Below are 19,701 nucleotides of genomic sequence, written 5' to 3'. Positions count from 1 at the left end.
CGCGTCACTGACGGTCTCGCTTTCGTGTCAAAGAACAATCGCACGCATGCGATTCGCAGAGAATAGCGGTTTACAAATTCGCCGCTACGGCTTCGTCGAGGTAGAAGGTCAAATCGGTGGCCTCCACATGCGAAGCGGGGAAATTGTCGGAATCGCCCTCTTTTTTGATGACTTGCGCCAATACGTCCGCTTTGTCGGCGCCCGTGATCAGAAAAGCGACTTTCTTGCCTCGGTTTAACACGGGGCCGGTTAAAGTGATGCGTTTCTGTGCCGTTTCGGGATGGATTGCGACTTCGCAAACCTGAGGCGATTTTAAAAATTGACTCTGGTGTGGGAAAATCGAAGCGGTGTGCCCGTCAGTTCCCATCCCTAAGATAATCAAATCGAATTCTGGCACCGCGTTGTCATCAATATCGACGTGTCCGTAGATTTCGTTCTCGTAACGCAGCCGCTCTTCATCAGGATCTGCTTCGCCAAGCACGCGGTGAACATTTTCAGCGGGAATCTGAACTTTGTCCAAAAACAACGCTTTCGCAACGCCATAGTTACTGTCGCTGTCGTCGGGATCGACGCAGCGTTCGTCGCCCCAGAAGAAATGGATACGCGACCAGTCAATCTTCTCGGCGTATTCATTCCCCCATAATTCAAACAGCAGTTTGGGCGTGCTGCCGCCCGAGAGTGCAATCGTGATTTTTTCTTGGCCTTGTGTTGCGAACCAATCGGCAAAATCGGCGGCGAAACCGGATGCCACGGCTGCGGGATCGGCGAACTTTTTTGTTTCAGTACTCATCGTTTGACTCGTGATTGTTTTTAAGGGAGGGGGTTGGTCATTTTGACCTTGGATTCCGTGCCGCTCGCTAAAATTTGAGTGATAAACGTATTCGCAGGACTCGGTAATCCTTGTGGATATTCGGGGATGAAGCCGTGGTATCGGGAATCACATTAGACCATCTTTCACCTCTCTGGGCAGCGACGGCGAGAATTGCTCGCGCTAGATCATGTTATTCGTATCGCTCCAAATGCGCCTGTGAAGCATTGTCCGCAAACTTTCGCCAGCGGGGTTTGCCGCGATTCGGGCGAAGGGGTTGCAAATCGATGCCGGCGCGATCCACAAACGCATTCCCTACCGATGGCGGCGGAGGTAGCGAAGCTCGGGATCGGCGAATACAATAATCGATTCCCCCCCAATCGATCGTCTCCCCACCGATCAACTTTCGCTCACATTGAACCTGATCACGATGGTTCGCTGGATCACCCGCCACCCACCCTCCCTTTCGCAGGTCGCTTATGACTGCTCGAAATTTGTCATGGATGTTGCTGAGCGCTATCGTGATCTGCGGATGTAGCGGTAAGAACGAAGCCACAATCGAAGCCAAAACAAAGTCACTCGAGACGCTCGACGCAGACGTTCTCGGCATCGAATTGTCTTCCTGGCCAACAACAGTTCGCAGTCAAGGCAGTTTGTATGCGGACGAACAATCCATCGTGGGCGCAAAGGTCGCCGGGCGAGTCGCCGAGGTTCATGGTGATGTCGGTGACGTACTAAAACTCGGTGATCCGCTGGTCACACTGGATCAAGAAGATTTTTTGTTACAGGTCCAACAAGCCGAAGCTCAACTGTTACAGGCACGGTCATCAGTAGGACTGCTCGAAGGTGATCCGGTTGCGAAACTCGATCCGGCCAACGCGCCCCCGGTGCGGCAAGAACGGGCGCTTTGGGAGGAAACCCAAAGTAGTCTCGAGCGAATCGCGTCGTTACGCAGCCAGAATGCGATGTCCCAAGGCGAGTACGACGTCGCGGCGGCCGCAGAACGAGTTGCCGAGGCTCGTTATGCATCCGCAGTGAACGGCGTTCGAGAAAAGATCGCTCTTATCCAAGTCCGCCAAGTCGAGTTGGCAGTCGCTCGCGAGCGTTTGAAAGATGCGATCATTCGCGCTCCGATGGATGGGTTTGTGCTGAACCGGCAAGTCGCTCCAGGAACCTTTGTGTCAGTCGGGCAACCGGTAGCGACGATTGTTCGCACGAACCCGCTACGGTTCCGCGGAAAAATCCCTGAACGTTATTCGCAGTCGATTGCGGTAGGGCAAAGCTTGCGACTGAAAATCGAATCGGTCACAGAGCCGCGTGAAGCGAAGATCACGCGAGTCAGTCCGGCGCTTGACCAGCAGAGCCGAGCGTTGACTTTCGAAGCTTTGATTGAAAATGAAAATCAAACGCTCCGCGCCGGCCTATTTGCCGAAGCGGAAGTGGTCACCGATCCCGATGCCCTTGCCATCGTCGTTCCGGATTCGGCGATCAGCGAGTTTGCCGGCGCAACGAAAGCTTGGAAAGTCGTCGATGGGGTGACGCAGGAACAAGAGGTGCGGATCGGAGAACGCCGCGGGGCCTCGTTGCAAGTCGTGCAGGGATTGGCTGCAGGCGACTTGATCCTGCTTGACGCCGAACAGGGACGTGTGGGCAAAGTCAATGCAGAGAAGGTGCCTCAGGCGGGGGTGCATGCGGCTGCACCGATTGCCGCCAAGTGAACCACAAAGTTGGATCGGTTAGAAGCTGTTCACGCTGCGTTGCTCGAAGAAGACTCTTTAAACGAATTGTTTTTCACAGGAGAGGATGCTGATGACAGGTTGAAAACCTGTCCTACGACGACAGGTTGAAAACCTTCACCACGACGACAGGCTGGAAGCCTATCCTACGACTCACCAGGAATGAATCATCTGTGTACTGGCTTGCCGAAGTTTGCGTAAAACGCCCCGTATTTGCTTTGATGCTGATCACCGCGTTTGTGGTGGCGGGCGTGGTTGCGTTTCCACAATTGGGCGTCGATCGCTTTCCCAATCTTGACCTGCCCCAAATTTTCATTCGCACCACCTACGTGGGCGCTGCCGCCGAAGAGGTGGAATCCGAGGTCAGTTCGATCCTGGAAGACGCCGTGGCCACGGTGGCGGGTATTGACGAATTACGCTCGATCTCGGCGGATGGACGCTCTTTTGTGATCATCACGGTCCAGCTGGACCGCGACATTGACGCCGCCATCCAAGATGTTCGCGATGCGGTCGCCAGCGTCGTCAATCGATTGCCTCCGGGAATCGATCCGCCCATCATTCAGAAGCAAGACCTCGATTCGTCACCGATCATGACGCTGGCTGTCTCGGGCCCCCGATCGCCTCGCGAGTTATTCGTATTAGCAGATCGTTACGTTAAAAACGTGATTGAATCGTCGCGGGGTGTTGGGCAAGTCCAAATCGCGGGTGCAGCCGACCGGGCGATCCAAGTCGATATCGACGCCGACCGTCTGGCCGCCTACGGCATCTCGATCTTGCAAGTCCGTGATGCGCTAGCCCGACAGAACGCCGAGGTGCCAGGTGGGCGAATGAACGAGGGCCAACGCGAACGCTCGCTGCGGACTCTTGGACGCGTTGCCCAATCAAGTGCGTTTCCGGATTTGGTCGTCGCTACCGTCGGAGACACGGCGATACGTCTGGGCGACCTCGGGCAAGCCAGTGATGCCACCAAGGAAGTTCGCACGCTGGCTCGTCTGAATGGAACCCCGGCAGTGGTTCTGCAGGTACAACGTCAAAGTGGACAAAACACCGTCGCGGTGATCGACGGGATCAAAGAAACGCTGCCGCGTTGCGAAGCGTTGTTGCCAAACGATGTGCATGTCGAAATCATTCAAGACCAATCACGCTATATCGTCGAGGCGCTTCACGAAATTGAACGGCATCTTGTCTCTGGCAGTATCCTGGCCTGCTTGACGGTGTTGTTGTTCATGCGGTCATGGCGTTCAACGATCATCGCCTCGGTGGCAATTCCGGCGTCGATCATTGCCACCTTTGCGTTTATGAAGTGGTTCGGATTCACCTTAAACAACGTCACCATGTTAGCGCTCGTGTTAATGGTCGGCGTTGTAATCGATGATGCGATCGTGGTTTTGGAGAACGTGTTCCATTGTATCGAAGAAAAAGGAATGGAACCCGCCGAGGCCGCCGTCAAGGGAACCAAGGAAATCGGTTTGGCGGTGCTTGCGACCACCCTGTCGCTGGTGATCGTCTTCTTGCCTGTTTCGTTTCTTTCGAGTGTAACGGGACGATTGCTGTTCGAATTCGGAGTGACCGCGACCGTTGCCATTCTGATATCGATGTTGATTAGCTTCTCGTTGACGCCGATGATGTGCAGCAAACTGCTTCACGCGGCTCCTAAGGATGGCTCCGCTAAAGATGCTGCGGCGCCTAAATCACGGCGAGGCTTGTATCTGCTCGTGGAAAATGCCTACTTGTGGTTACTGGCGATCGCGCTGCGTTTCCGCTGGGCCGTGTTGGTGGTAGTCGTACTGGTGATTGCGTCGAACATCCCGCTTAGTCAATGGGTTCGACGCGACTATGTCCCACTGAATGTAGACGAGTCCGAATTCGAAGTGCGAGCCGAAGCCAGACCTGGGGCAAGCTTGACTGCGATGCGAGAAACAATCGACCGCGCCGAGGCCATTCTCAGCAGCGTTGAGGGGGTCGAAACCGTCTTGGCATCCGTGGGCACCGGCGGCTATGGCGATGTGAACCGTGCCCAAATCTATATCCGGCTGATCGATAGCCAATATCGCACATTTTCGCTCGGGCGATTATGGCAGGGGCTTCTCGCAGGGGATCCGAAAGCCGCGTTTCGTGGCAATTTTAGCCAGCGAGACAAGATGGGCGAGATTCGTAAGAAACTGGGGACACTCGACGATGTTCGTGTATCGGTTCGAAATCTGACCTCGCTTCGCCAGGGGGCTCCGGTCGACATCGATTTTGCGATTACTGGCCCCGACGCCGATCAGCTACTCGAGTTCAGCGAGAAGTTACGTAAGAAAGCCGAGACGATTCCAGGCATCGTTGACGTTTATTCCACACTGCAAATAGATAACCCTGAGCTGTTGGCATCGATTGACCGCGAGCGAGCAGCTGCATTGGGAGTCGAGGTGCGAGAGATCGCCGAAACGCTACAGGTTGCGGTGGGCGGTGATGACCGCGTCTCGCGTTATCTGGATCGATCCGCCGGCGATGCCTACGACGTCGAATTGCGTTTGGTAGGGATGGACCGCAATGACGTCCCGTCGATCTCGCAACTGTATGTTCGTACCAATCCGACCGCACGTACCAACACGACCGAACAAGCTGCAGTGACGACCGAGGAAAATGGCAGCCCTTCGCTGACGCGGATCGACAACGTCGTCAATTTCGAATTCAGCAAGGCCGCTTCGCGAATCGACCGCCTAAGCCGATCACGTATGGTGTCGGTGCGAGCCAACGTCGCTGCTGGCTATGCGTTGGCAGATCGAACCGAAGCGGTGAAGCAAGCCGCCGAAGAAATCGGGATGCCGACTGGATTTAGTGGCCAAGCCCTTGGCGGCGGGCGAGAGCTGGAGCGTACCATCACCGATTTTGGATGGACGTTTTTGATGTCGTTCGTGTTCATGTACATCGTGTTGGCGGCACAATACGAAAACATGATCTATCCACTGATCATTCTGTTGTCCTTACCATTGGCGGTGCCGTTTGGACTGCTCAGTCTTTATTGGGGTGGCGAGACATTGAATCTCTACTCGGCGCTTGGGATCCTGGTGCTATTCGGGGTGGTCAAAAAAGCGGCGATTTTGCAAGTCGACCATACGAACGCGTTGCGTGCCGAGGGCCTCGAGCGTCACGAAGCGATCATGCGAGCGAACCGAGACCGGCTGCGTCCGATTCTGATGACCACGCTGTCATTCGTCGCGGGACTGTTACCGCTGTTGATCGCCACCGGGCCCGGTGCAGAAGAACGTCGATCGATCGCAGTGTTAGCCGCAGGCGGACAAACACTCTCGCTCGTACTGACGCTGATCGCCATCCCGGTGCTCTATACTTTCTTTGACGACCTCGCCACGCTCCCCAAACGCTTGATGCAAAAAAATGTGGGATAGGCTTCGAGCCAGTCATTAAGAATCCAAACCAATTCCTACCGCCCCTAGTCCAGCAATTTCCAAACACGCTGCCAGCCGATCCCCAATTTGCTGTTTCGCTCCCAAGCTAACAACAAGACAATTCAATGGTTACCGCAAAATTCCCAACACTTACTCTCGGAATACTTGCCACCGTGTTGATGACAGGAAAACTCAGCGGACAAGACACTCCGGATTTGACCGTGCATCGTGATCTTGTTTTTGCCAGTCCCGACGGACAACCTTTGAAACTGGATCTCTACTTACCAGCGGTTGCGGGCAAAGCTCCGTTGGTAATTTGGATCCATGGCGGCGGATGGCGTGCGGGCTCGAAAGCGAAGCCGCCGATTCGCAAAGTCACCGAACACGGGTACGCACTGGCAAGTATCAGTTACCGCTTCACCGACACCGCAATCTTTCCTGCCCAAGTCCATGATTGCAAAGCTGCGGTACGATGGCTCCGTGCCAATCCCGAGCGATACGGCTACAACGGCGATTGGATTGCGGTCGCCGGAAGTTCCGCGGGCGGGTACTTGGCATTGATGCTAGGTGTTACCGACGGCGTCGACAGTTTGGAAGGCACGCTCGGGGACCATGCCAAGGAATCTTCGGCCGTGCAAGCCGTGGTCGATTACTTTGGACCATCCGATTTTGTCTTGCGGGGCAAGACGCAACCCGACCGCGCCTACACTGAAAAGTCGGGTAGTTTTGCATTGCTTGGCGGACTTCGCGATGGAAAGGTAAGCCCAGAGATCGAGAAAACGGCGAGCCCGGCTCACTACGTTTCCTCGGACGATCCGCCGCTGCTCGTCTTTCACGGCACCCAGGACGAGGTGGTTCGGATGGACCAGAGCGAACACATTGTCAATCGGTATACCGACGCTGGATTGTCAGCAAAACTCGTCACGGTTCCTATGGCGGGACACGGAGGCGTCCGCTTCTTTCGCGACCCGAATTTTTCAACCCTTCTCCGTTTCCTTGACCAACATCGACCTCAATAAGTCTCCGGACGCTCCCTCACAACATCCCCCTTCCCCCCATCACAGGCCACTGGCAAGATGAGATTCATTTCCGCACTAATCCTTCTAGCATCCGTTGCGATTGTTTCCGACAACGACGTTTGTGCCGAAGACGTCACCGAGATCCGCTACGTGAGCTCTGCGGACGAATCGCAGCAGCCTGCGATGTTCTACAATCCAAACACAGGCGATCCGGTGCCTTTGGTTGTTGCTTTGCACACGTGGTCTGGTGACTACAAACAAGATAGCCACAAGGACATCCAGCAGTGGTGTATCCAAAAGGGCTGGGCGTACATTCATCCCAATTTCCGCGGCCCTAATTTCCGTCCCGAAGCAACGGGTTCGGAACTTGTCGTCAAGGACATTGTCAGTGCCGTTGATTACGCCAAACAGACCGCGAACATCGATCCGACATCCATCTATCTGGTCGGCACCTCCGGCGGTGGCTACACATCGCTTGTGATGGCAGGCCACCATCCCGAGATCTGGGCAGGAGTTTCCGCGTGGGTTCCCATCTCCGAACTGGCGGCTTGGTATCACCAATGCAAACAGGCCAACCGCAACTATTACAAGAACATCGTCGCTTCGTGTGGTGGTGCGCCAGGCAGCAGCGACGAGGTGGATGAAGAATACCGAAAACGATCACCACTGACGTATCTTGCAAACGCCAAAGACGTAACTCTCCATCTGAATGCGGGGATTCGCGACGGGCACGACGGCAGCGTCCCCATCAGTCACTCATTGTTGGCGTTCAATGAAGTGGCTGCGGCCGAAGATCGATTGTCTGCAGACGAGATCGCTTACTTTGACAAAGAAGTCAAAGTGCCAGAAACGCTGAAGCAAGTGATTTCCGATCCGAGCTACGGCAGCAAACAACCGTTATTCCGCCGCTCCTCCGGGAACGCGACCGTGACGATCTTCGACGGACGGCATGAATTGGTCTCGGAAGCCGCTATCGCCTGGATCGAAAGTCTCTACGAGGGCCAACACCGCAACGGCGAGTAACGCCTGGCACAAATGGCTGGCTGAATCGGCACATTCCTCAGTCGCGGTGGCGTTGGCAGCAACTACTCATCATGAGACGAACCCGATACCTCAGCGCCGTGCTTTCGCAGAACATTAGCGACCGCATCATTCGCATTGTCGATCGCCTCATCGAGAGGCGTCCGTTGCTTATCCGTACGTCGGTTGATATCTGCGCCGTGAGCGATCAGTATTTCAGCGGTTCGTTCGTAGGCCTGCGGATCGCCTTTGCCTTGGGATGAACCTCCCATAGCGACCGCGTGGAGCGCAGTCGTTCCGACGATGGCATTTTGATTGACATCGGCACCGTGTTGAAGCAGCAGTTCAACCGCTTCGGCGCTACCCGCATCCGCACCCCATGACAGCGGAGTCAGCCACCAATCGCTTGCAGAGTCGTTCACATCCGCTCCAAGTTCGATCAGTCTTTGACAAAGTGCCGTCGCGTTGCGGTGCGCGGCCCAGTGAAGCGGCGTTGCACCGTGAAGCTGTCCAGATCGTTCCGTCCGTTCCCTCGCGAGGTCGGGCGACGCATTGAGCAACTCCAAGGCATCTCGAAACCGACGGTCACGGATCAGTTCAATGAGGGTCTCGATGTCATGCAACGTTTTCTACCTCGTGGTTTCAAAGTACGGTAAGCAAAGTTAAAAATTAGATGCATGCCGCCAATCATTGAGTTTCATCCTGAAGCCCACCACCACCTTTTCGCCGACGATACGTCATCAAGCCAACCAGCGTTAAGAATCCGCTCCAAAAAAGCAAGCCGAAAAAGTCGCCCAACCGATAAGGCACCAACGGTTCAAAGCGAGACGGACCTAGCAAACCGATCAGCATAACGACCGCGCAGCAAATGTCGCATCGCCGAATAGGTAGTTTTCGCTTTTGATGTAGCGTCCAAAGCAAAGCGACAAGCGGGCAAAGCACGATCAAGACTGCACCGAAAACCATCAGCATCAGCGGGGCAGTGTCAAAATCATGGCGAACATTCAACACCAATAGTGAATAGCCGATTGCGGCTCCGACCGCACCGAGTGCGATGGCGATTTTTGTGTCGCGAGTCAGAGTCATGACCATGCCTTGGTAAGTACATCCAGACTTCTTCCGAATAACGGCCGCCATCCCAGAGAACGGATTTGGTCGGAAATGGAGATAGGAAGATAAGGCACTTAACACTCCCTCTTACAATTTTTCCGTCGCACCAATCTTTCTGTCAAATACAAGCGAAGGACAGACGAGTGGTGATGAACGTTAATGATTACAGGTGCCCGCATGCTCGCCAATCTGGTTGACGCATTTGGTATCTGCCTTCTAGTTGTCGCGTTGTTTAGGTAAGCATCCGCGTGTCACTGACCCCACAGACTTTCCGCTTAATCGGGTTTGCGAAACCAGACACAAATATCGCCATGCCAATCATCGCACCGATCATCAACCCACCAAAGAGGGAAATGATTCTCGCCAGCATGTTGTTGTCCGCGACTAAGACCGAGATGGCCCCCGCTGTCACGATGGCGGAGAACAAAATTACGCCAACCATGAACTTCTTCGAGCACAGAAAACGCTGGCGATCGGTCGCGTTCTTTGTATGCCGAGCGTAATAGCCGGAGATCGTTTCGCCGGTGTCGGACCATTCATATTCGGAAATCGGAAACATTGCGTTGCAGCTCGAACAGTGCGTTTGCTCCATGCTGGACATTGGGTTGGAAACCAGTTCAAACGACTGTTCACTGACCGTTGTCTCGTTCCCACATTGGGTGTGTCGGTACGTGCGTGATTCGGGGATTTGCTGTTCGACCATGGTGCACCTTTGTTGTGGTGATGTACTGTTTCAGCCAGATAAGGTCCGCGATCTGCGGGTAGAGAGCTTCGATTAGCAATTAGATGAGATTGGCGACCACCGCTGCTCCGCTGCTCCGGAGGGCTATCCGTCCGTTCCCGAAGCGTCTGGCAAAGCGGCAAGGTGATGTCGAGTCAGCCAGGCAACATAACCAACGTAAACACCCACAATCGCGATTGCAAGAACAGACCAAAGGTAGGCGGATGGCAAGCGATCATTAAACGCATTGGACACCACCGGAACGGTGCCTGTCCAAGCGATCGTTGCGGCATTCAGAACCGCGGCAACGAAGAACATCAAGCTCGCCAACATGAGCAGTCTCGGAGCAGGCTTCCAAAGATAAAGCAACAAGAAATTTAAAGGGAATAGTGTTAAGCCCGCTGTCCCCCCAAACCTTGGCATGAACCATTCACGCACCGATGGGAATACAGTTGCTGCAAGAGACCCAACAAAAAAAACACAGATCATTACAGCAATTGCAGCGATGTCGAACCGGCGAACGCATACGCATGGGGTGTCCGATGCCGCGATAACGACGCGAGGATGTTGATATGGGTTTGGGGGCATCGAATTAAATCGGACAACGTTGGCGATCTGCGGTCGGTGGCAGCACGCATTGATTCGACCCATAAATCTTCTGGCGAGTCGAACAGTGTTTCGTTGGAAGTCAGCATAGGCGTTGTGTTCGCCCTTTGCCACGTTTTTCTCTGTGGAGGGGGGGGACTATAGATGTCCGAGAATGGACTAATTCCCAGAGAAGTAGCAAAGTGGCGAATCACTCGGTTGCTGCGGCCCTAGGGACGACTGCGGCCTTGTTCGATGATGCCCGACAATTGATTCTTCAGGCGTTCGGCAACGTCCGGATGCTCGGCGAGCACATTGTTCTGTTCCGCGGGATCTTTGTCGAGATTGAAAAGCTGGTACTGGGGCACCTTTGTGTTGGCAAGCTCGGTTTCGACCACCACGTTACGCGCTGATTTTTTGTCGTAGCGATGCAGCTTCCATTGGCCGGCGCGAAAGCCGTACGTCCCGCGACTGCCGTTGTCTTGTTGGACCAGATTCTCACGGCCCTCCGCGTTGGCTTCCCCTAACAAGGCCCCGAGCACATCCAAACTGTCCAAACATGCGTCCTCCGGTAGCGGTTGATTGGTCAATGCAGCAAGGCTGGCAGCCAGGTCGATGGTGCAGACGATTTCGTCGCTCACCGCAGGTTTGATCCGGCCCTTCCACCGCGTGATGAACGGTGTTCGCGTGCCGCCTTCATAAACGCTGTACTTGCCTCCGGTGTAAGGCCCCGCGGCTCGGTGGTCGCCGATATTCTCGATCGCATTGTCTTTGTAACCATCATCGAGCACGGGACCATTATCGCTGCAGAAAACGACCAATGTATTTTCGGCTAACTTCAGCCGATCGAGTGTCTTGATCAATTCGCCGACACACCAATCAAGTTCGATAATCGAATCGCCGCGAAGTCCGAGTGACGTCTTCCCTTGAAATCGTTCGTGCGGAATGCGGGGCACGTGAATATCATGCGCCGCGAAAAACAAAAAGAACGGCTGCTCTTTGTTCTGCTCAATGAACTCAACCGATTTTTCAACCCATTTGTCGGCGAGATCTTCGTCACGAAAACGAGCCGCGTGACCGCCGGTGTAAAATCCGATGCGGCTGATCCCGTTATGAATCGTCGAGTTATGGCCATGCGACCAATCCATTTTCAGCGAGTCACGATGTGTGACGCCGGTGGGATGTTCAGGGCTCGGCTTTTTGTCACCGACCCACAATGGGTCTGCGGGGTCAAGATTCTCGACGTGATGATCGTGCACGTAGACCTGCGGCACGCGGTCGTTGGTGGTGGGCAACAGGAAACAGGTGTCGAAACCGATTTCGAGCGGCCCTGGCTTGAGGTCTCCGTTCCAATCGGGGCCACTTTCGCCCCCCAGTCCAAGATGCCATTTGCCGATCACGGCGGTCTTGTAGCCGGCACCCTGCAGTATCGATGCGACGGTTTCCGTCCCGGGTTTAATGATCGCAGGTGCGTTTGGCGGGGCGATCCCGGTGCGTTTTCCACGAAACGCGTAGGTGCCGGTCAGCATCGAGTAGCGTGTGGGAGTGCACGTTGATGCGGAACAATACCCACTGGTAAATCGCACCCCTTCGCTGGCCAGTTTGTCAATATTAGGAGTTTCCAGCGACGTCGCGCCGTAGCAAGAAACGTCGCCATAACCGAGGTCGTCCGCCATGATGACAATCACGTTGGGCGTATCGGCCGTTACGCGAGCGGTCGATACCAACAGCAAAAGGACGAAGATGGAAAGGCAGCGAGTATTCAAGGGGGAGACTCCTAAGATGGCAACTTCAGATCAGATGAGGGGGGAGGGTCGAGCATCGGCACAAATGCCCAAACCACTCTACCATACACCGAAGTTGCTTTGAGGGGGATTCACCTCCATGCGGCCGGATTTTGCGAGACGTTGAGCGGAGGCTGGACGAAAATCTTGACAACTTTCGAAACCGAGTCCGGCGAATTGGGCTTAAGGGCGTTTGGGCTTAGGGGCGTTTGGGCTTAGGGGCGTTTGGGCTTAGGGGCGTTTGGGCTTAGGGGCGTTTGGGCTTAAGGGCATTGGGGCTTAGAAGTGGATTCGGCCGCGAGCCAAGCGGACGTCCAGATTGTGTAGCCGGAGTGTCCGGCGATTTTGCACCAACAGCCGCACGAAACCACTGGGCGACGCGTGTCGCTGGATTAGAAAGTCGATGGGATATTGTCGGTCCAGCACGTCGCCGACTTGAAAGCCGTTGACGGTGATGATCCGGTCACCCGGTTCGAGTCCCGCTCGCGAAGCGGGCGTGTTCGGGAACACTTGAGTCAACAGGTGTCCCGTCGTCGTGTAATGACCAAACACTCCCAAGTGCCAGCCGCCAAAATGATCACGGTTGGGATGTTGCGGTTCGACAAACAGATCGTCGCCACCACGAAGCTGCGGTTGAATCTCCGCCAGCTCGCCCTGCGGTGCCGCCAACGGTTCGTTGCCGTTAGCAATCACGCCCGAATGCACGATCACGCCGGACGTCACCAGCGTCATCAAAATCACCACCCCGCCGCTGGCTCGAAACCTTGTTTTCGTTCGACAGTTCATCGTTTTTCCCCCAACCCTTCAATCAACGATTTGTATTCGCCTACTACCATTTTAGATGCGTGTCCGACATGAGTTAAGGAATCGCTTGATGAGAGTCACAGCAAATCCGAAATTCTCATGACAACGCTCCCTACATCTCATGGCCGGCCGTGCACGTTTTTGTCACGCGTGCCAAAATTTTCGCTACCGAACCCGCAGCCGTCCGACGGTATAAAACCACCCTGCAAGGGCCAAACCCTACGCTGGACGGACTGGTTGGCAACAGCACAGCGACGCGAACAACCGGGGCAAATTTGCGTTGCCCCTGCCGCTCCCTTAAACTAGCTCTCGCCCCTCCTTCCCACCCAACATCTCCCGCCCCAATGATTCGCAAATGCTCCGGTTGCCTCAATCGATGCTGTTGGTGTTCCGTCGGCAACGGATCGACAAAGCCATCGTTGCGTTCGTCCTGGCCCAGATGCTGGCATCGTCAGCGACGATCCAGGCCGTCGATTTTGTCGACAAGATTGAGCCGATTCTGCAGTCACACTGTCATGATTGTCATGGCCCCGATGAAGCAAATGGCCAGTTGCGATTGGACCGACTGGCGAACATGCTGCGGGGCGGCAATTCCGGCGAACCGGCAATCATCCCCGGTGATCCCGACGGCAGCTTCCTGATGAAGTTGATCAAGCATGAGGAAGCCGGACTGGAGATGCCTCCTGATGATGCCTTGTCGGCGGACGAAATTAAATTGGTCGCAGCGTGGATCGCCGAAGGAGCGAAGACGCCGGAAAGTTACGGTCCGGCAACCGAAGCGGTCGAGTTGGAACATTGGTCGTTTCGCCCGGTCAAGCGTCCTTCATCGGCTGATACGATCGACGGCTTTGTTCACGCACGGTTGGCGTCCGAAGGCTTGGAACCGTCACCGCGCGCGGATCGCCGAGTCCTGATTCGCCGTCTGTTTTTGGTGATGCTCGGCTTGCCTCCGACGCCCGAACAAGTCGAAGCCTTTGTTAATGACGAATCCGAGCAAGCTTGGCGAAACCTGGTCAATCAAGTTCTCGCCAGCGAGCGGTATGGCGAGCGTTGGGCGAGTCACTGGTTGGATCTCGTCCGCTTTGCCGAAACGAATGGATTTGAAACGAACCGGGAACGACCGACAGCGTGGCGCTACCGTGACTGGGTAATCGAGTCACTCAACGATGACAAACCCTATAATGAATTCGTTCGCCAGCAGATTGCGGGTGACGCACTGGACGCGGCAATCGGGACCGGCTTTTTAGTCGCGGGTCCCATGGATTTGGTCAAAGGCCAAGATCCAAAGCTGACTCAAATGCAGCGACAGAACGAACTCGATGACATCATCAATACATGCGGAACCGCTTTTCTGGGACTGACGACCGGCTGTGCTCGTTGCCACAACCACAAATTTGACCCGATCACTCAGAAGGACTACTACGCGATGCAAGCGGTATTCGCGGGCGTCCAACATGGCGAAGCCGCATTGCCGCTGAGCAAGGAAGCTCAACAACGGATCGTTGCGATTGAACAAGAATCGATGCAACTTCGCGAGCGTTTAGCAAAATACATCCCCGCACATCAAGAAGCTCTGATCGCGATCGACGACGCTGACGCGGACCAAACGTTAACACCGCGAGGCACGGCTCGCTACGTTAACACGCCGAATTCGACTTGGGGCGATGGGCAATATACGTGGTGGAAAAACGAACCGGGCAAAACGGTCGCTTGCTACCAAACGCACGTGCAAGGATCGTATCGAGTTTGGCTTAGCTGGGGCGCTGGGTTTCAGTCACACAGCAGCGATGCTCGTTACGTCTTGCAGACAGCGGCTAGACGCAAGGAGCTTGCGAGAATTAACCAGCAAAAACCTGCCGATGGATCCGCTGAACCCGCCGGCCAAGCGACGTGGAGTGGCTTTTACGATGCAGGCGTCCACGAACTCGGCCCAGACGACGTGATTGTACTTGAATCGGGCGATGAGGGGGCGGCAATCACGGCGGATATGATCGTACTGCAACCCGTCACCAACGAAACGATAAAGCAACTCCCCGCATTACGATCTCGCGTGACCGCAAAGCAAAACATCGAGTCGTTTGCACCCCGTGAAGCCAAATTTGTCCGCTTTACTATCGAGGCTACCAACGCAGGCGAACCCTGTATTGATGAGCTTGAGATTTTTTCAGGCGACCAGAATGTCGCGCTCGCGAGTCGCGGGGCCAAGGCGACATCATCGGGCGATTTCCAGCATCCCAAACACAAATTGTTGCACATTAATGATGGCCAATACGGCAACTCACGCAGCTGGATTGCGTCGGTCCGGTCCGGTGGCTGGATACAGATCGAGTTGCCTGAGTTAACTCGAATCGACCGTATTGAATGGGCGCGCGACCGCAACGGCGAATTCGCCGATCGAGTGGCAACGAAGTACCGAATCGAATGTGCACGTGAGCCTGGCCAATGGCATCTCGCCGCGTCATCGGCGGACCGGTTGCCGCACGATGATCCGTCACGATCCGCCGCGTACGTCTTTACGTCGTTTTCCGAAAATGAGGCACGTCAAGGCCAAGCATGGTTATCGCGGTTGGACCAAATCCAAACGGAGAAGAAACAAATCGAAGAGCGGCCACGCGCTTGGATTGGCCTTTTCTCGCAACCTGGTGCAACGCATCGACTGTACCGCGGCGAACCTGACGCCAAGCGTGAACAAGTCACCCCCAACGCGATCGATGTCTTCACCTCTCTGGACCTTGACAAAAATGCGCCAGAGCAACAGCGGCGACTTGCGTTCGCGAATTGGGTCACCGACGAAGTTAACCCGTTAACCGCTCGCGTGATCGTCAATCGATTGTGGCAATACCAGTTTGGGGTCGGAATCGTCGACACTCCGAGTGATTTTGGGCTTAACGGCACTCCGCCATCGCATCCCGAACTGCTCGATTGGTTGGCCGCCGAGTTGATGGAAAACGATTGGTCTCTAAAACACATCCATCGGCTGATTTTGAATTCCGCAACATGGCAACAATCCAGCCGACCGACGCCTGGGGGAGTAAAGATCGATGCGAACACGCGTTTGTTGTGGCGTTTCCCACCGCGAAGACTCGAGGCCGAGGCGATTCGCGATTCGCTGCTTGCAGCCAGCGGCAAATTGGATGTCGAGAACGCCGGCGGTCCTGGGTTCAGCGGCTTCGAAGTCGAACTTGAGAACGTGCGTCATTACCATGCAAAACAGGAATACGGCCCGGCGGATTGGCGGCGGATGATCTATATGACCAAGGTGCGTCAGGAAAAAGATCATGTCTTTGGCGCCTTCGATTGCCCCGATGCGAGTATGGTGATGCCAAAACGCAGCCGGTCAACAACCCCGCTGCAAGCACTAAATCTGTTGAACAGTCGATTTGTGATGCAGCAGGCTGAGATCTTAGCGAGACGAATTCAAGCCGAAGCGGAAACGGTCCGCAACGAAATCATCCGAGCATGGCAATTGTGTTTCCAACGCTCGCCAACCGAACAAGAAATCGCCGATAGCGAACAATTTGTTCAGCAACAAGGCATGGTGCAGTTCACGCGAGCGATCCTGAACGCAAACGAATTCGTGTTTATCCCCTAAGTGCAGCTAAGCACTAGCAAATCTCAGGTAGCGGACAATGACAACCATGAACTCCTTCCTTCCGCGACGCAAATTTCTAACCGAGACGGCGACGGGCCTCGGGGGTATCGCTTTGGCGAGTCTATTGCAGCAGCAAAATTTGCTTTCGGCACCCTCAACGCCACTTCGTCCTGCGATTGATCCCGCTCATCCGTTTGCAGCACGCCAGCCGCATCACAAGGCGGCCGCCAAAAATGTATTGGTGATCTTTTGTGCGGGGGCGTGCAGCCAAGTCGACACGTTTGACTACAAGCCCGAGCTGATCCGGCGGGATGGTCAACCGCTGCCGGGATCCGAAAACTTGGTCACATTCCAAGGCGAGCAGGGAATGTTAACCAAGAGTCCATGGAAGTTCAAACCGCGTGGCGAATCGGGCAAGATGGTTTCCGATCTGCTACCGGAGCTAGCCGAGCTTGCCGACGAAATGTGCTTCATCCATTCATTGACCGGCAAAACGAACACCCATGGACCGGGCGAAAATTTCATGTCGACCGGCAATACACTCGATGGATTTCCCAGCATGGGGGCGTGGACGACGTGGGCGCTGGGCACCGAGAACGAGAACCTGCCGGCATACGTGGCCATTTCGGATCCACGCGGCACACCTCAGTCAAGCGTCAACAATTGGGGTCCTGGCTTCTTGCCTGCTGCGTTCCAAGGAACTGAATTCAACGCGACCAAACCGCTGAACAATTTACAAATTCCGCCAGGGACCTCGGCTAACACCGATCGCGTGACTCGTGATTTCTTGCGACGTTTGAACGAGCGGCATCTCGAACAATTCCCAGGCGACAGCGAATTGGCGGCCCGCATCTCTAGCTACGAACTTGCCGCTCGAATGCAGTTGAGTGTACCGCAAGTTACTGATTTGACGACCGAATCGAAGAGCACGTTAAAAGCCTATGGAGCCGACGACACAACCAACCCGCTAAAGGCCCAATTTGCCAACAATTGCATCCTGGCGCGACGCTTGATCGAGCAAGGCGTGCGATTTGTACAATTGTTCAACGGCGCTTATCAAACCGGCGGCGAAGGGGTCAGCAATTGGGATGGTCACAAAAAAATCGTCGATCAATACAGCAAACATGGCCCGGTCTTGGACCAGCCCTGTGCGGCGCTGCTTCGCGATATGAAGCAGCGTGGATTACTCGAAGAAACGCTGGTCGTTTGGGTAACCGAATTTGGACGAATGCCAACGTTCCAAAAGGGAGCGAGCGGGCGAGACCACAACCCCGACGGTTTCACCGCCTGGATGATGGGTGCCGGCGTGAAGGCTCCGTTCACCTACGGCGCGACCGATGAATTTAGTTACCGGGCGATCGAAAACGTCGCGTCCGTGTATGATCTGCACGCCACGATCCTGCATCTATTGGGTCTTAACCACGAACGGCTAACGTACTATTACAACGGTTTTGAACGCCGCTTGACCGACGTGCATGGCCACGTGATCAAAGACATTTTGGTGTGACCATCGCGGTCAGCGAACGTTGAAAAAGTGCCGTAGGTTAAGAGAAGTAGCTACGTTCGCCGGAACGTGGTCCACCGCGAAGGCAACACTAGCTACTGCAAAGTCAAAGACGTTCTCATTCTAGAAGCTTCGCACTACGCCAAGACGTCATGGACGACTTGGGCGGGTTGGACGCCAGTCAGTTTTTGATTGAGCCCTTGAAACGGATAACTCAATTTGTTGTGATCAAAACCGAGCAAGTGCAGCAGCGTGGCATGAAAGTCACGCAGCGGGACGGGGTTCTCGACCGGCGAGTAGCCGACGGCATCGGTTTCACCATAGCTGTAGCCCGCCTTGACACCGCCACCGGCCATCCACAGTGTGAACGCACCGGGGTTATGATCGCGGCCAATGAATCGCATTTCACTGCCGCCTCGATTTTCACGCATCGGAGTTCGGCCGAATTCACCGCTCCAAATCACTAGGGTGTCTTCGAGCATGCCTCGCTGTTTCAGATCGGTCAGCAGCGCCGAGATTGGCTGATCCACTTGTTTGCATTTGTCTTTGAATCCTTCGTTTAATGCCTCGTCTTTGCCTGCCCCGTGCGAATCCCATCCCCAATCGAACAATTGAATGAATCGGACATCACGTTCGGCCAACCGCCGGGCTAACAGGCAATTATTAGCAAACGATTCTTTTCCGGGTTCGGTTCCGTACATCGCGTGGATGTGTGCTGGTTCGTCGCGGATGTCCATCGCCTCGGGGACAGCCGACTGCATCCGAAACGCCATTTCGTATTGGGCGATTCGCGTTAGCGTCTCGGGATCACCGAAGGTTTCGTTGTTCCGTTGGTTCAGTTTATTCAGTGCATCGAGCATCGTACGACGTCGGTCTCGTGACACCCCGTCGGGGTTAGAAATATTCAAGATCGGATCGCCTTGCGAGCGGCATTGAACGCCCTGATACACCGAGGGCAAAAAACCACCGCTCCACAATGCTTTGCCCACGCGAGGTTGGCGGCCGCCCGAAAGCAGAACGAAGAAGCCTGGCAAATTCTCGTTTTCGGTCCCCAGTCCCCATGTCGTCCACGATCCAATTGATGGATAGCCCATGCGAGCTTGCCCCGTGTGGACCATCAACTGCGCGGGACCGTGATTGAATTGGTCGGTCTGCATCGTTTTGATGAAACAGACGTCGTCGACATGTTTGGTGAAATGGGGAAACCGATCGGAAACCCATGCCCCGCTTTCGCCATGTTGTGCGAACGGATATTGCGGTCCCAACATTTTCGGGGTGCCTTGAATGAAGGCAAACCGTTTGCCCTCCAAGAAGGATTGCGGAGTATCTTTGCCATCCAACCGTTTCAAGTCAGGTTTGTAGTCGAACAATTCCAATTGGCTCGGGGCGCCGATCATGTGCAGGTAGATCACCCGCTTTGCTTTGCCCGGTAACGGCGACGGCAGCGGGCTGAGCGGATTTTGCGAATCGTGAATCGGCAGATGTTTCGATGCGGCGTTGGCGTTTTGCTGCATCGCCATCCACATCGCCCCCATCCCGGTCGTACACCCCTGCAGGAAATGACGACGAGTGGTTTGCTGGAGTTCGGTGGCGCGGGCTTCGCGGTAAAGGTTTTCGTTGCTCATA

General features: G+C 55.0%; 15 protein-coding genes. 6 read left to right on the top strand and 9 right to left on the bottom strand.

Features of this window, described 5'->3' with window-relative positions; translation table 11 throughout:
* Positions 1-70: 70 nt before the first annotated feature.
* The gene (pgl, locus tag ABD971_RS13860; RefSeq protein WP_345322928.1) at positions 71-790 is read right to left on the bottom strand and encodes a 6-phosphogluconolactonase; all 720 of its coding nucleotides are present in this window, start codon (positions 788-790) and stop codon (positions 71-73) included.
* Positions 791-1,287: 497 nt separating this feature from the next.
* Between pgl and ABD971_RS13855 the strand changes: the two genes are divergently transcribed.
* The 4 genes from ABD971_RS13855 to ABD971_RS13840 all read left to right on the top strand — a co-directional run bounded on the left by ABD971_RS13855 (position 1,288) and on the right by ABD971_RS13840 (position 7,978).
* Positions 1,288-2,526 carry an efflux RND transporter periplasmic adaptor subunit gene (locus tag ABD971_RS13855; RefSeq protein ID WP_345322926.1) on the top strand — a complete coding sequence of 413 codons (1,239 nt, stop codon included), beginning with the start codon at positions 1,288-1,290 and terminating at the stop codon, positions 2,524-2,526.
* 191 nt (positions 2,527-2,717) lie between these two features.
* Complete coding sequence (locus ABD971_RS13850) at positions 2,718-5,936, top strand: efflux RND transporter permease subunit (RefSeq protein WP_339939906.1); 3,219 nt, start codon at positions 2,718-2,720, stop codon at positions 5,934-5,936.
* A 125-nt stretch (positions 5,937-6,061) separates the two neighbouring features.
* A complete protein-coding gene (locus ABD971_RS13845; protein ID WP_345322923.1) occupies positions 6,062-6,955 on the top strand; it encodes an alpha/beta hydrolase fold domain-containing protein in 894 nt (297 codons plus the stop codon).
* A gap of 57 nt (positions 6,956-7,012) precedes the next feature.
* A complete protein-coding gene (locus ABD971_RS13840; protein ID WP_345322921.1) occupies positions 7,013-7,978 on the top strand; it encodes an alpha/beta hydrolase family protein in 966 nt (321 codons plus the stop codon).
* A gap of 62 nt (positions 7,979-8,040) precedes the next feature.
* Here the strand turns inward: ABD971_RS13840 and ABD971_RS13835 are convergent, their stop codons facing one another.
* The 7 genes from ABD971_RS13835 to ABD971_RS13805 form a co-directional block, all read right to left on the bottom strand.
* A complete protein-coding gene (locus ABD971_RS13835; protein WP_345323389.1) occupies positions 8,041-8,535 on the bottom strand; it encodes an ankyrin repeat domain-containing protein in 495 nt (164 codons plus the stop codon).
* Positions 8,536-8,662: 127 nt separating this feature from the next.
* Positions 8,663-9,061 carry a hypothetical protein gene (locus tag ABD971_RS13830; protein WP_345322919.1) on the bottom strand — a complete coding sequence of 133 codons (399 nt, stop codon included), beginning with the start codon at positions 9,059-9,061 and terminating at the stop codon, positions 8,663-8,665.
* Positions 9,062-9,317: 256 nt separating this feature from the next.
* Complete coding sequence (locus tag ABD971_RS13825; RefSeq protein WP_339939898.1) at positions 9,318-9,788, bottom strand: hypothetical protein; 471 nt, start codon at positions 9,786-9,788, stop codon at positions 9,318-9,320.
* Positions 9,789-9,911: 123 nt separating this feature from the next.
* The gene (locus ABD971_RS13820) at positions 9,912-10,139 is read right to left on the bottom strand and encodes a hypothetical protein (RefSeq protein WP_339939896.1); all 228 of its coding nucleotides are present in this window, start codon (positions 10,137-10,139) and stop codon (positions 9,912-9,914) included.
* A 155-nt stretch (positions 10,140-10,294) separates the two neighbouring features.
* Entirely contained in the window at positions 10,295-10,501 is a 207-nt protein-coding gene (locus ABD971_RS13815; RefSeq protein ID WP_345322916.1) for a hypothetical protein, read from the bottom strand.
* A gap of 120 nt (positions 10,502-10,621) precedes the next feature.
* Positions 10,622-12,157: a sulfatase family protein gene (locus tag ABD971_RS13810; RefSeq protein WP_425571305.1), complete on the bottom strand. Its 1,536-nt coding sequence runs from the start codon at positions 12,155-12,157 to the stop codon at positions 10,622-10,624.
* A gap of 297 nt (positions 12,158-12,454) precedes the next feature.
* Positions 12,455-12,961 carry a PDZ domain-containing protein gene (locus tag ABD971_RS13805; RefSeq protein ID WP_339939892.1) on the bottom strand — a complete coding sequence of 169 codons (507 nt, stop codon included), beginning with the start codon at positions 12,959-12,961 and terminating at the stop codon, positions 12,455-12,457.
* Between the two features lie 457 nt (positions 12,962-13,418).
* On the opposite strand from ABD971_RS13805, the gene ABD971_RS13800 reads away from it, so the two are divergent.
* A complete protein-coding gene (locus ABD971_RS13800; RefSeq protein ID WP_345323385.1) occupies positions 13,419-16,571 on the top strand; it encodes a DUF1553 domain-containing protein in 3,153 nt (1,050 codons plus the stop codon).
* A 46-nt stretch (positions 16,572-16,617) separates the two neighbouring features.
* On the top strand, positions 16,618-18,078 hold the full coding sequence (locus ABD971_RS13795) for a DUF1501 domain-containing protein (protein WP_345322913.1): 1,461 nt from the start codon (positions 16,618-16,620) through the stop codon (positions 18,076-18,078).
* Positions 18,079-18,212: 134 nt separating this feature from the next.
* On the opposite strand, the gene ABD971_RS13790 is transcribed toward ABD971_RS13795, so the two are convergent.
* Positions 18,213-19,700 (bottom strand): DUF1501 domain-containing protein, encoded by a 1,488-nt coding sequence (locus tag ABD971_RS13790; protein ID WP_345322911.1) that lies wholly within the window; start codon positions 19,698-19,700, stop codon positions 18,213-18,215.
* Between the last annotated feature and the right edge of the window lies 1 nt (position 19,701).

The organism is Novipirellula rosea (assembly GCF_039541335.1).
Classification (GTDB): domain Bacteria; phylum Planctomycetota; class Planctomycetia; order Pirellulales; family Pirellulaceae; genus Novipirellula; species Novipirellula rosea.
Note: the sequence above shows the minus strand (reverse complement) of the source record. Positions and strands in the feature narration are given on the sequence as shown.